A 13609-nucleotide genomic window follows, 5' to 3' on the forward strand; every position below is an offset into this window, starting at 1 on the left:
TCCCCGCCCTTGGCGGCGGGGACGTTCCCTGGCGTGTGCGCGGAGCGACGGGTCGGCTCAGACCGGGACGGAGGTGCCCGGTTCGAGGGTGGCGGGGAGTTCGGCGCGGCTGGCGATGTTTAGTTTGCGGTAGGTGCGGGTGAGGTGCTGTTCGACGGTGCTGACTGTGATGTACAGCTTGTCGGCGATCTCGCGGTTGGTGTAGCCGGCGGCGGCGAGGACGGCGACGCGGCGCTGGGCGTCGGACAGGACCGAGGTGTCGTCGTTGTCGGCGGAGGCCGCGGGGAGCGGCAGTGCGTTCGCCTCGGTGTCGCGGGACAGGGCACGGGTCAGCGGGTCGGCGTGGCACTCCTGTGCCACGGCGCGGGCCCGTCCGGCGATCATGGCGGCGCGGCGGTACTCGCCGAGGGCGTGGAAGGTCTCGTGCAGGTCGTACAGCACCCGCGCCAGCTCGTAGCGGTCGCCGCCGGACTGCAGCAGGTCGCCGGCCTGGCGCAGCAGCATCGGGCGGTGGCGCAGGTCGCTGGTGGCGGCCAGCAGGCGCATGGCCATGCCGTGGACGCGCGGGGAGCTGGACGCGCAGCGGCGGATCTGGTCCTCCGCCAGGCGCCGTGCCTGGTCGGGGCGGCGCAGGCGCAGGCACGCCTCGGCGGCCTCGACCCGCCACGGGACCAGCCCGGGGACGTCGAGGTTCCAGGTGCCCATCAGTTCGCCGCAGCGCTGGAAGTCGCGCAGCGCCAGCTGGGCGTAGCCGGTGGCGAGGCTGTAGCGGCCGCGGGCGTGCAGGTAGTGCAGGCCCCAGCGGGTCTGGAACATGGCGTCGGGGACCGGCTGGTCGAGCAGGTCGCTGACGGTGTCGAACCGGCCCATCGCGGTGGAGGCCAGCACCAGTCCGGCCAGCGGGCCGCCGACGGCGACGCCCCAGCCGCTGAGCGGGATGGTGTCCAGGCCGAGCCGCGCGTGGAACTCGGCGCCCAGCATGTCGCCCATGCGGAACGCGATCTCGGCGCGTATCGCCGACAGCCGGGCCCGGCGGCTCGGCGCGTGCCGGGTGGAGGCCTCGTCGATGAACACGTCGCACCACGGCGCCGCCTTGTCCGGCCGGCCGCCGTAGGTGAGGGCGAGCAGCGCGTTCTCGACGGTGTCCATCGACACCTCGTCCAGGCGCGAGCCGCGCAGGATCCGCTCGACCGCCCCGGCGAACTCCTGGCGCGGCCCGCGGGTCAGCACGGCGGCCAGCGCGATCGCCGACTCCAGCCGCCGGTCGGCCGCCACCGACAGGATCGCCCCGCGCGACTGCTCCCCGGTGGTCTGGCGCAGGTGCGACAGGAACGGGGTGTAGGTGCAGCGCAGCCACGGCCGGGCGATGACCAGCTCGGTGACCGTCTCGGGGTCGGGTTCCTTGCCCGCCTCGTTGAGCCGCCCCAGCACGTCGCGGGCGTCCTCGAACCTGCCGTGCCACAGGAACGCCTTGGCCAGCACCACGGCGTCGCTGCCGCGCAGGTGGCCGCGGCGCAGCGCGTCGGTGAGCTCGGGGAAGTGCCCGGTGGGCGTGCTCGGGTTGATCCGCCACTCGGCCCGCATCAGCGCCGTGGTGATCTTGACGCGCTGCCGCTCGTCGGTGCAGACCCGCCAGGCCAGCCGCAGGTAGTCGACGGCGGGCTCGACCCGGCCGTCGCGCAGCGCGTGCCGCGCCGCGTCCTCCAGCACCTCGATGGCCCACGGCTCCAGGACCTCGTCGGCGTGCAGCAGGTGGTCGGCGACCAGCGTGGTCGACCCCCCGGTGCCGTACGCCAGCCCGGCGGCGCGGCGGTGCAGCCGTCCCCGCTCACCGGGCCCGAGCTCGGCCAGCACGGCGACGCGCGCGGACTCGTGCCGGAACCGGCCGCCGGACAGCAGGCCCGCCAGGTCCAGTGAGTGCAGCTCGCGGCCGACGTACTCCTGGCCGACCTCCAGCAGCTGGTCAAGCTGGCCGGGGTCGCCGAGCACTGCGAGGCCCCAGGCCACCCGCATCATCCGCGGGTCGGCGCGGCGCAGGCAGGCCAGCACCGCCTGCCCGTACCCGTCGCCGGGCACCAGCTCGGCGGGGGCCTCTCCCCCGGCGGAGCGCACCGCGCGGCGGTGGTCCTCGATCAGGCCCGCGGTGAGCAGCGGGTTGCCCCCGCCGTACTCGTACCACTCGGCGGCGTGACGGGTGGCGGCCTCGGCGCCGAGCCGCGCGGTGACCAGCTCGGTCACCCCGGCCGGGGACAGCGGGCCGAGCCGGACGTCGTGGCAGTGCGGGTAGCGCATCAGCTCGGTGGCGAAGGACGACTCGGCGGAGCGGCCGTGGTCGGAGTGGCTGAACATCGCGATGATGGGGGCGAACCGCACCCGGCGCGACAGGTAGGCCAGGCACAGCAGGGAGGGCCGGTCGGCGTGGTGCACGTCGTCGACGACGATCATCAGCGGGTGGCGTTCGGACAGTTCCAGCAGCACGGTGCACAGCGCGTGCACGATCTGGGCGTCCACCTGGTTCAGCGTGTCGGCCTCCGGCCCGGACGACATGACGGTGCGCGCGCCCTCCTCCAGGAGGGCCATCGCCCGGTCGCGCTCCTCCAGGACCAGTGGCGCGTCCTGCACCAGCTGGCCGAACACGCCGAGCGGCAGGTCGCGCTCGGCGAGGGACGCCGTCGCGGTGATGGGCAGTGCGCCGAGGTCGACGGCGCGTTCGGCCAGGGAGTGTAGAAGTTCGCTCTTGCCGGTCGCCACGGTGCCGCTGACCAGGGCCACACGGCCCTTGCCCCCGACGGCACTGGTGACCAGGCCCTCCAGTGAGGTCAGAGCCTCATGTCGTTCGATCAGGCTCATGAAGAGCCCCCCTCTTCACCGACGGAAAACTCGTGTCGCCGCGTATGAGAAACGCGGCCGTCAGCCGGACGGAACTCGCGAGTCCGAGGGACCGCTCACCTATCGCCGAGTCCAGGGCTGTTCTCACCATTGCTTGAGGTGCCTTCCGATAACGTGGGGCTTTGTCGGGATTACGCGGTTTTACAGACAATTGACACGTTAAGTGGATGCGCCTTTCACGGCTTATCGTCCGGCTATCACCGGCCTGCGGCGATCGCCGGACGCCCGTCTCTGGGAGCGGGCACGTCCAGGCCGTTGATCGCCATCCGCGCCCGGGTCACCGCCGAGCGCACCGCGGACAGCGCCGCCGCCGGCAGGTCGTCCTGCGCGCCCGCCCCCCAGAAGGCGCGCCCCCGCACGCGGCACTCGGCGTAGACGACGACGTCCCCGGCCGGGGACGCGAGAGGACCCGGCACCGGGCGGTGCACGGCGCGCACCTCCACCCCCCACCGGGCGAGCGCGTCCCTGGCGTCCTGGACGGCCGTGCCCACCGGGCAGGGCCGACCGCCGTCCAGGTGCAGCTCGGCCGTCACCGGCTCGCCGCAGAAGACCAGCGGCAGCGGCAGCGCGGGGTACTCGACGTAGGCGCGCTCGAACAGGCGCCACACCACGTCCGGGGAGATCTCGCCGCCCTCGGCCTCGGCGTGCGCCTGCACCACGCGGGCGAAGTCGGCCTGCATGGGGCGCGGCAGGGTGAACCCGTGGCGGGCGCTCATGACGTACGCCACGCCGCCCTTGCCCGACTGGCTGTTGATCCGTACCACCGCCTCGTACGCCCGGCCGACGTCGCGCGGGTCCAGCGGCAGGTACGGCACCTCCCACGGCAGGTCGGCGGGCCGGGCGCCGCTCTCGGCGGCCGTGCCGTCCAGCGCGTCGAAGCCCTTCTTGATGGCGTCCTGGTGCGAGCCGGAGAACGCCGTGTAGACCAGCTCGCCCGCGTAGGGATGGCGCGGGTGCACCGGCAGGCCGTTGCAGCCCTCCACGACGCGTCGCACGTGGTCGAGGTCGGAGAAGTCGACGCCCGGGTCGACGCCCTGGGTCAGCAGGTTGAGGCCGAGGGTGACCAGGCACACGTTGCCCGCCCGCTCGCCGTTGCCGAACAGGCAGCCCTCCACCCGCTGCGCGCCGGCCAGCATGGCGAGCTCGGCCGAGGCGACCCCGGTCCCCCGGTCGTTGTGCGGGTGCACCGACAGGCACACGTCGTCGCGCCGGGACAGGTTGCGGTCCAGCCACTCGATCTGGTCGGCGAACACGTTGGGCAGTGAGCGCTCGACCGTGGTGGGGAGGTTCAGCACGATCTCGCGGCCCGGCTCGGGCCGCCAGACGTCCATGACCGCCTCGCAGACCTCAAGGGTGAACTCCAGCTCGGTCTCGTTGAACAGCTCCGGTGAATAGGTGAAGCCGAGGTCGCAGTCGCCGAGCAGCTTGTCGGCGTACTTCAGCAGCAGGCGGGTGCCGTGCACCGCCAGGTCCTTGCACTCGTCGCGGCTCATCCCGAACACCACCCGCCGGAACAGCGGCGAGGTGGCGTTGTAAAGGTGGACGGTGGCCCGCCGCGCGCCCTCCAGGCTCAGCACGGTGCGCCTGATCATCTCGTCCCTGGCCGGCGTCAGCACCGAGATCCGCACGTCGTCGGGGATCAGGTCCCGCTCGATCAGGGTCCGCACGAACGCCAGGTCGTCCTGGCTGGCCACGGGGAACCCCACCTCGACCTCGCGGTAGCCCATGCCGGTCAGCAGCTCGAACATGGCCAGCTTGCGTTCGGGGCTCATCGGCGCGGCCAGGGACTGGTTCCCGTCGCGCAGGTCGGTCGACAACCATCGGGGGGCCGTGGTGATGGTCGAGTCCGGCCATCGCCGTCCGGTCAGGCCGACGGGGGTGAAGGGCCTGTAACGGGCGGCCGGGGCACCGGCCGTCCACGCGCCTGCGCTGCTCACGGTTGTCACTGGGGATCCCTCCTAGACCCGGCCGGCCCGCGCGCGACCCTTCGCCCGGCGGGAGGGGGCCGGAAACCGGCCGGCCGTAAGAACACCATCGGTCACGCGATCCGGAAATGCGTTGAATACGAATACGGAGAAAGCATCACCTGGATCTGGTAGGTGTCGGTCTCGTCCTTCATTCTGAAGGTGACGATTATCTCGGGATAGGCCGCGGTCAGGCCGAGGCCGACGAAGTAGTAGTCGCTGTCGAAGACGATGCGGTAAAGCCCCCGCTCGAACTTCTCCTCGCACCAGTCGCTGATACGGCCGTCGCTGTCGGTCTCCGCTCCCGCGACGTCATGCCAGTGGCCGTCGCCGTCCCGTTCCAGGCGCGCCCGCACTCCGGCCGCCGACCGGCCGTAAACGCCGTCCAGCGCATGTGCACTAATACTCATTTCGAGGACACCTATTCTGCCGCGCCCGCCGTCACGGACAGCTCCACGAACATCGCGACCGCGACGGGCCCTGGGGAGGCCGCGTGGGCGCGCACGCGAGCTGTCGGACGAAGGAGGCGTAACCCCGCCCCTTCCGCCCTCGACCCGGCGCGTCTGGCCGGCCGGGACGGGGAGAGGTCTGACGGCGACCGGTCCCGGCCTTTCGCCGAGATTGCCGCAATGCTCTATCGAAGCTCTTTCGCCCGGCTATTCCCCCCAGCCCCAGTGCCGCCATCGGCGCCCGTCCGTGCAGCTCAGGCCGCTTTCTGCCGCCGAGGGCCGGACGATGGGGGCGGACGGCCCGCAATGGCGGAGAAACCCGTCGATAATCGGCCCGCACCCCCTCCGAGGTGCGGGAATGGCAGGAGAGAAGCGATCCGATAAGGAGTGAATGGCGAGTCGCAATAGTTTGGCTGCATTCCAGCGAATCGGCTGAGAAACCCACGCTCCGCGACTCCAGAAGAGGTCAGCAGGATGAGCGCTCTCCCCAGCAGCCGGGCCGTCCGCCTCGCCGACTCCGCCGTTCGCGCCACCCAGGGCGCGGGCCGCACGCCGGCCGCCGCCGGGCGTGCGGGGAGCGGCGGCAACACTCCCTGGGGCTGACGCCCCGCGCGCACGCCGCGCCGCCCACCGACTCCTCGAGGCCGGGACGCGCCGTCTCCGGCCTCCTGTCGTTTCCGAATAGTCAGAATGAACTACCACTACTAGGACATGTAGCTATATACGTCCTTGAAACTTGGTTCATCTTCCATCGCATCGGCAAACAGTACGGGAACCCAGAAAAGTCTTCGCGGCTTACTGTAGCCCCGAAACACGTATAGTAGTACGATCCCGACATAAGTGGACATCGCCCCACGTGTGTGACTCATGCGTAAAACTATTTCTCGTGCACGGTGGCCCGCCTGACCGACGGTGATGTCCATCAAGGAGGCGGATCTCCTGGAACCACGCACCTGTTACCCGCTCGCACGGAGGGTGAGCGAACTTCCGGATGGGCCCGGGCTTTCGGCGAGGAGATGCAGGTGGAATTCGGGATTCTGGGGCCGCTGGAAGCGACCGCGGGCAGCCGGAGGCTGGACCTCGGCGGGATCAGGCAGCAGATCGTCCTGGCCGTGCTGTTACTGGACGCCGGGCGGGTGGTCACCATCGGGCGGCTGATGGAGGCCATATACGGCGACGACCATCCGACCACGGCCCGCGCCCAGGTGCAGATCTGCATCTCGTCGCTGCGCCGCATGTTCGCCGCCAACGGCTGCCCGGACATCATCGCCACGCAGTCGCTCGGCTACGCCATCCAGGTCGCGCCGGACCAGATCGACATGCAGCGCTTCCACATCCTGGTGCAGCGGGCCAGGCGCGCCCGCGAGACCCGCAACGTCAACGACGCCATCAAGCACTACCGGGACGCGCTGTCGCTGTGGCGAGGCCCGGCGCTGGACGGCATCGACAGCAGGCTGGTGCAGTCGGCGGCCAGCAGGCTCACCGAGGAGCGGATCGCCGCGCACGAGGACTGCATCCAGCTGGAGCTGGACCTCGGCCGCCACCACGAGCTGGTGGGCGAGCTGACCGAGCTGGTCGACGAGCACCCCCTGCGCGAGCGGGTCCGCGGCCAGCTGATGACGGCGCTGTACCGCTCGGGCCGGCAGGCCGAGGCGTTGCAGGTGTACCGCAACGCCCGCCGCACGATGATCGAGGAACTCGGCATCGAGCCGAACGAGCGGCTCCAGCAGCTCGAGCACGCGATACTCACCTCCGACGAGAGCCTCGACCTGCCCGCCGCTCCCCCGCGCAAGGTCGAGGTGCCCGCCCAGCTGACGCTGCCCAACGTGCCGGGCATGCTCCCCACCGACATCGCCGACTTCACCGGCAGGACCAAGCAGATCGACGACATCCGCCAGCGCCTCATGCTCGCCACCGAGGAGCGCTCCCGGTTCGCCGTCCCCATCGTCGTCGTGGTCGGCAAGCCCGGCGTGGGCAAGTCCACGATCGCGGTGCACGCGTCCCACCGGGTCGGCGACCGCTTCCCCGACGGGCAGCTGTACGCCAACCTGCACGGCGCCGCGTCCCGGCCGGTCAGCCCCATGCAGGTCCTGGAGCGCTTCCTGCGCGTGCTCGGCGTGCCGGGCACCGGCATCCCCGACGGGCTGGAGGAGCGCGCCGAGATGTACCGGGCGCTGCTGGCGGACCGCCGGGTGCTGATCGTGCTGGACGACGCGGGCAACGAGAGCCAGATCGTCCCGCTGCTGCCCGGTAACCCCGCCTCCGGGGTGGTCATCACCAGCCGCAGCCGCCTGGCCGGCCTCGCCGGGGCCACCCACGTCGACGTGGACATCTTCGACGCCGACCAGTCGGTCGACCTGCTGTCCCGCATCGCCGGGGCCGAGCGGGTGCGCTCTGAGGTGGAGGCGGCCGAGTCGCTGGCCGAGCTGTGCGGCCACCTGCCGCTGGCGCTGCGCATCGCCGGCGCCCGCCTGTCGGCCCGCCCCCACTGGAGCATCGAGCAACTCGTCACCCGCCTGGAGGACGAGACCCGCAGACTCGACGAGCTCAAACACGGCGACATGGGCATCCGCGCCAGCATCTCCCTCACCTACGAGAGCGCGGGCGCCGACGCGCGCCGCCTGTTCCGCCTGCTGACCATCCTCGACACCCAGGTGTTCTCCGCCTGGGTGAGCGCCGCCCTGATGGACAGCCCGCTCAACGAGGCACAGGACCTGCTGGACGACCTGGCCGACGCGCAGCTCATCGAGACCACCGGCGTCGGGTACGGCGTGCACAGCCAGTACCGCTTCCACGACCTGATACGGGTGTTCGCCCGGGAACGCCTGGCCGCCGAGGAGACCCCCGAGGAGCGCAACTCGGCGCTCGCCCGGGTGCTCGGCGGCCTGCTGTTCCTGGCGGAGGCGGCGCACCGGCGCGAGTACGGCGGCGACTACGTGCAGATCCACAGCGCCGCGCCGCGCTGGCCGCTGCCGCAGCGCCTGGTCGACCGGCTCGTCGCCTCACCTCTGCAGTGGTACGAACGGGAGCGCTCGACGCTGGTGTCCGGCATCCGGCAGGCCGCGCAGGCGGGGTTCGTCGAGCTGTGCTGGGACCTGGCGATCAGCTCGGTGACGCTGTTCGAGTCCCGGGTCTACCTGGACGACTGGCGCGAGACCCACGAGATCGCCCTCGCCACGGCCCGGCAGGCGAACGACCGGCGCGGGCAGGCGGCGATGCTCTACTCCCGGGGCTCGCTGTACATCACCCAGCAGCGGTTCGGGGACGCGCGCTGCGACTTCGAGGCGGCGGTCGGCCTGTTCGGGCAGGTGGGCGACAGCCAGGGCCGCGCCCTGGTGATCAGGAACATCGGGTTCCTGGACCGGGTCAGCGGGCGCTTCGACGACGCGGAGGCGCACTACAGGCAGGCCCTGGAGATCTTCCGCGCCAACGGCGACCAGGTCGCCTCGGCGTACGTGCTGCACAACCTGGCCCAGCTGCGGCTGGAGTTCGACGACCTGCCCGGGGCGCAGCGGCTGCTGGCCGAGGCGCTGGAGCTGAGCCGCAGCAGCGGCAGCAGGCGGGTGGAGGCGCAGGTGCTCCATCGCATCGGCCAGACGTACCTGCAGTCCGGCCAGTCGGCGCTCGCGGTCGAGGTGCTCAACGAGGCGCTGCTGGTCGTGCGGAACATCGGGGATCCCACCGGCGAGGCGTACGTGCTGCACGGCCTCGGTGTCGCCCGGCTCCGGCGAGGGGAGCTGGCCGAGGCCGAGAGCGCGCTGCGGCGGTCGCTGATGCTGGCGGGCACCTCCAACGAGCAGCTGGTGGAGGCGCGGGTGCTGCTTGCCCTCGGCGAGCTGTCCATGACCCAGGACGACGCCCCGCAGGCCGTCATGTACTACGAGCAGGCGCTCGCGCTGTTCGCCAAGATGCACATGCCGTTGCAGCAGGCCCGCACGCTGATCACCCTGAGCGACGCCCATCGCGTCCTCGGCGACGAGGACGGTTCCCGCGACGCCCTGGCCCGCGGCCTGGCCCTCACCGAACAGCTGGACCCGGTGGTGGCCGCACAGGTACGCGAACAGCTCACCGTCCTGCTGCGGCGCCACGGCCGCTGAGGCGCCAGAGGGTCGCCGGGGCCGTGGACGGGCCGTCCGGCCTCACACGGCCGCGGCGGCCCGCAGCGCGCGCATCCGGGCGGGGGCGGTGGAGCCGCGCACCACGAGCTCCGGCTCGAACAGCAGCTCCTCGGCGGTGACGGCGGCGCCCTCGATCTGGCCGACCAGCAGGGTCACCGCGGCGCGGCCGATCGCCTCGATCGGCTGGCGGACCGTGGTGAGCGGGGGGTTGGTGGAGTTCATGAACGACGAGTCGTCGAAGCCGACCACCGACACGTCGCCCGGCACGCTCATCCCGAGCCTGCGCACCGCGCGGATGGCGCCGAGCGCGAGGGGGTCGCTGGCGCAGATGACGCCGGTCACGCCGTCCCGCACCAGCCGCGTCGTCACGGCCTGCCCGCCCTCCAGCGAGAACAGGGTGCGCTCGACCAGCTCGGGGCCCGCGGGCAGCCCGGCCCTGCGCGCCGCCGCGGTGAACGCCGCCATCTTGCGGCGCGACGGCATGTGGTCCTCCGGCCCGATCACCAGGCCGATCCGCTCGTGCCCGAGCGAGGTGAGGTGGGTGTACGCCTGCTCGACGGCCACCGCGTCGTCGGTCGCCACGCAGGGGAAGCCGAGGTCGTCGGTGGCCGCGTTGACCAGTACGACCGGCAGCCGCAGCTCGCGCAGCCGGTGGTAGTGCTCGTGCGGCGCGTCGGCCTCGGCGTAGTGGCCGCCGGAGAACACGACCCCGGAGACGTGCTGGTCGAGCAGCATGCCGACGTAGTCGGCCTCCGAAAGGCTGCCCGCCGTGCGGGTGCACAGCACCGGCGTGAACCCCCGCTGCGCGAGCGCCCCGCCGAGCACCTCGGCCAGCGCCGGAAAGATCGGATTGCCGAGGTCGGGCAGCACCAGCCCCACCAGGCGGGCCCGCTCCCCCCGCAACTGCGTGGGCCTCTCGTACCCGAGCACGTCGAGCGCGGTCAGCACGGCCGCCCGCGTGGACTCCGAGACCCCGGGTTTGCCGTTGAGCACCCGGCTCACCGTGGCCTCGCTGACCCCGACCTTCTTCGCCACTTCCGCAAGTCGCCGTGTCACGCTGCAAGCATACGGTAAGAAACTACGCAAGCTACTGACAGCCCCCTGGACAATAACGAAAACCTCCGGCCACCGGGAAAACGCCCTCTTGATCCACCCTGCCGTCCAGCCCGGGATCGTCACAGCTAGCGTCCATACGACCACCCCGCACGCCCGATCCTCCGCCCGGGACGACCCATGGCGCCCCCGTCACGACCACCCGGCACCCGACGACAGAGACGATGTAACCTGTCGGCAATATTTCGCAATCCCGTCGTATTCTTGCGACCGCAGGAACGGCTCAGTGGTAGGCGGCCATCGCCCGGCCGAGCGCCGCGAGTTCGTTCGGCTTAACGAGACCGGGGGTCCGCAGGATCCCGGCCACCGTGGCGGCGCCGGCCTTCACGCACCTGCGGTCCAGCCCCGGCGCGACATGCCACCTGACGCCGTCGAGTGCGTAGCCCACGTACCCGCCGGGGGCCACCAGCGCGATCGGGGGAAGCGGCACGTCCCGCCCCTCGGCCTCGTGCAGGGTGACGCTCACGACGGCGATCCAAGGAGGGGCGACACTCCCGGTCGTCTGCGGCCCGACGGTGAGGGTGAACCGGGCGTGCCTGCCGGAGGGCACGGCGAAGGCGGTCACCCTGGTCAGCGTCGCGGGGACCTCCATGTCGCCGGGAACGGGGATGTCGTAGTCCGCCTCGACCCGCAGCGGCCCGCCCGCCACCGGTGCGCATTCACGCAGCCGCTCGACGCGCTGGAAGAGCACCGTGGCCGAGGTGACGAGCGCCTCCCCGCTTCCCCGGTTGCTCAGCGAGACGTCCACCCGCGCCCCGCTCACCCCGCCGATCCGGCGTTTCTTCTCCCCCTCGGACCGCTCGGTCCCGCCCAGCCCGCGCGCGACCAGTGCCCGTACCGCCGCTACCTCCAGCACGGGGTGCCGGTCCCCCTCCCGCTGCGCCACGTCCGCCTGGCGCCGCGCGCTGTCAGCGGCGGACCACGAGAAGTACAGCGCCACCAGGCTGATCACCACCGCCACGGCCCCCAGCACCGCCCCCGGCGACCGCCACGAATCCCCGCCGCCCTCCCCGGACGGCGCCGTTCCCCGAGGGGCGGGGCCGGGCGGCGTCCCGGCCTCGCCGGTGGAGGGCTGAGGAGCGGGGCCTCGCGGGGACGCCGGCGGTCCGAGGTGAGGGGGTGGGGCGGCCAGGCGGGCACGCAGGGTGGAGGCCAGGCGTGCGGGCCCGGAGGCCCAGCCGCCGGGGGGTCGTCGTCTCATCGCCGCACCCACTCTCCGGTCGCGAGGTCGAGGGCGTGGACGTGCCGGCCGCCGGGCTCGTCGTAGACCGAGTAGGTGTACAGCAGGTCCGTGCCGAGGGTGAGTCTGGAGCCGGGGACGGCCGTCGCCTTCCACAGTTGCGTGCCGCTCGCGGTGTCGACGGCGAGCACGTGGTTCTGGTCGTCCGCCGTCGTCGCGTAGAGCACGCCGTCCCGCACCACCCCGCCGATCAGCCACGTCGGCAAGGGGAGCGTCCAGCGGGGCCGCCCCGTCCGGCGGTCGAGGCCGAGCAGGTCGTAGTCGCCGGCGGCGCCGGGGGAGAGCATCGAGGCGACGACGAGATCCCCGGCGAGCCACGTCGCGGGGCCGCCGCCGGTGTGCCTCCGCAGCGTCCAGCGGGGCGCGCCGGTGGCCGGGTCCAGGAGCCGCAGCCGGTCGATGTCGGTGGTCACCAGGGCGGTCCGGTCCACCGATGTCCAGGAGACCGCGCCGCGCCACCGCCGGGCCCATACCTCGCGGCCGTCGCCGAGCCGGTAGGCGGCGAGATCCGTGTCCTCTCGCGTGTCTCGCACCCTCAACGCGGACACGAGGAGGTTCCCGCCGTGGGGCATCGGCGTCAGCCCGGACACCTCGCCGAATTCCCTGCTCCAGACCGGGCGTCCCTCGGCGGGCCGCAGGACGGTGAGCCGCCGCCCGTTCTCGGCCGGGTCGAAATGCGCGACCACGGCCAGCGGCCCGGCGGCCACGACGGCGGTGGTGTCGCGCAGCGGCAGTGTCCAGGCGGGGGCGCCGCCGGAGGTGTCCAGCGCGCTCACGGCCGCGGGGGTGGCGTAGAGGAGAAGGCCGTCGTGGAGCAGCATCCTCAGCACGGGGGCCGTCACCTGGTGCCGCCACACGAGGCGGCCGGTCGCCGCGTCGAGCGCGACGAGCACCGCGAAGTCCAGGCCGATCGACAGGCACGCGAACACGCGGCCTCCGGCGACGGCCGGTGCCATGCCGACCGTGGCCGCCAGCGGGCCCTTGTGCCGGAACCGCCAGAGCCGCGCCCCGGTCCGCGCGTCCAGCGCCAGCACCCCGCCGGACTCATCACCGATGTACAGCGCCGGACCGGCCCGCGTGATCACCTCATCCGGGACGGTGGTGTACACCTCGACCGGCCACATGACATCCCCGCCCCCGGCGGGCGACGGCGGCCGAGCCGTAACCGGCGGCCGAGCCGCACCGGTGCGCGAACGCCAGGCCACCACCCCGGCCACCCCCGCGACCACGACGACGCCACCGGCCACAACGGCCCTCCTGGAAACACCCGGACGGGCCACCCCGCCGCCCCCGGCACCCGGCGAACCGGAACCGTCCCCGACCTCGACACCCAGTGGGCCGGAACCGTCACCGTCTTTTACACCCAGCGGGCCGGAACCGTCTTCGTCTTCCACACCCGGCGAGCCGGAACCGTCTCCGTGCTCCACGCCCGGCGGGCCGGAACCGTCCCCGTACTCCACGCCCGGCGGGCCGGAACCGTCCTCGACCTCCGCACCCAGCGGGCCGGAGCTTTCTCCGCCCTCCGCACCCCGCGGGCGGGGCGTCTGCCCATCCCCTGGTCGTGGGAGGTGCGGTGTGCTCTCTGTCGCCACCCTTCCCCTCCGGTCTCGCGGGGGCTGTGTCGCGCGCGACGGAGGGCCGGGGCCGCGCACCCGTTCGGAACAGGATCATGGTGACAGCAGGTGTAACGGCATGTCGGAGAATGCCCGAAATATCGGGTGTGGGGGCACCGAGGGGTGCCTGAGGGCGGCACCGAGGTCGGTGACAGCGGTGCCGTGGATAAGTGGGGGCGGGGGTGGGTGGGGGCGCGGGGAGCGGGGTCGGGGAGGACGCGGG

The 13609-nt window shown here is 72.4% G+C and carries 8 protein-coding genes; 2 read left to right on the plus strand and 6 right to left on the minus strand.

Annotation, left to right across the window (positions count from 1 at the left end):
* Positions 1-57: 57 nt before the first annotated feature.
* The 3 genes from ACFP1K_RS15695 to ACFP1K_RS15705 form a co-directional block, all read right to left on the minus strand.
* Positions 58-2850 (minus strand): helix-turn-helix transcriptional regulator, encoded by a 2793-nt coding sequence (locus ACFP1K_RS15695; RefSeq protein ID WP_380753017.1) that lies wholly within the window; start codon positions 2848-2850, stop codon positions 58-60.
* 236 nt (positions 2851-3086) lie between these two features.
* Complete coding sequence (locus tag ACFP1K_RS15700; RefSeq protein ID WP_380753020.1) at positions 3087-4826, minus strand: 2-isopropylmalate synthase; 1740 nt, start codon at positions 4824-4826, stop codon at positions 3087-3089.
* A gap of 101 nt (positions 4827-4927) precedes the next feature.
* Positions 4928-5263, minus strand: coding sequence for a hydroxyisourate hydrolase (locus tag ACFP1K_RS15705; RefSeq protein WP_380753022.1), 336 nt, complete (start codon positions 5261-5263; stop codon positions 4928-4930).
* Positions 5264-5776: 513 nt separating this feature from the next.
* Between ACFP1K_RS15705 and ACFP1K_RS15710 the strand changes: the two genes are divergently transcribed.
* Both ACFP1K_RS15710 and ACFP1K_RS15715 read left to right on the plus strand, forming a co-directional pair.
* Entirely contained in the window at positions 5777-5905 is a 129-nt protein-coding gene (locus ACFP1K_RS15710) for a hypothetical protein (RefSeq protein WP_380753025.1), read from the plus strand.
* 419 nt (positions 5906-6324) lie between these two features.
* Entirely contained in the window at positions 6325-9399 is a 3075-nt protein-coding gene (locus tag ACFP1K_RS15715) for an AfsR/SARP family transcriptional regulator (protein ID WP_380753030.1), read from the plus strand.
* 42 nt (positions 9400-9441) lie between these two features.
* Here the strand turns inward: ACFP1K_RS15715 and ACFP1K_RS15720 are convergent, their stop codons facing one another.
* From ACFP1K_RS15720 to ACFP1K_RS15730, 3 genes are all read right to left on the minus strand, one after another.
* Positions 9442-10476, minus strand: a complete 1035-nt coding sequence (locus ACFP1K_RS15720) for a LacI family DNA-binding transcriptional regulator (protein WP_380753034.1) — start codon at positions 10474-10476, stop codon at positions 9442-9444.
* 280 nt (positions 10477-10756) lie between these two features.
* Positions 10757-11734: a hypothetical protein gene (locus ACFP1K_RS15725; protein WP_380753039.1), complete on the minus strand. Its 978-nt coding sequence runs from the start codon at positions 11732-11734 to the stop codon at positions 10757-10759.
* A complete protein-coding gene (locus tag ACFP1K_RS15730; protein ID WP_380753046.1) occupies positions 11731-13020 on the minus strand; it encodes an outer membrane protein assembly factor BamB family protein in 1290 nt (429 codons plus the stop codon). Before ACFP1K_RS15730 ends, ACFP1K_RS15725 begins: the two co-directional genes overlap by 4 nt.
* Positions 13021-13609: the final 589 nt, after the last annotated feature.

Origin of the sequence: Sphaerisporangium aureirubrum (assembly GCF_042658925.1) — a bacterium.
Classification (GTDB): Bacteria; Actinomycetota; Actinomycetes; order Streptosporangiales; family Streptosporangiaceae; genus Sphaerisporangium; species Sphaerisporangium aureirubrum.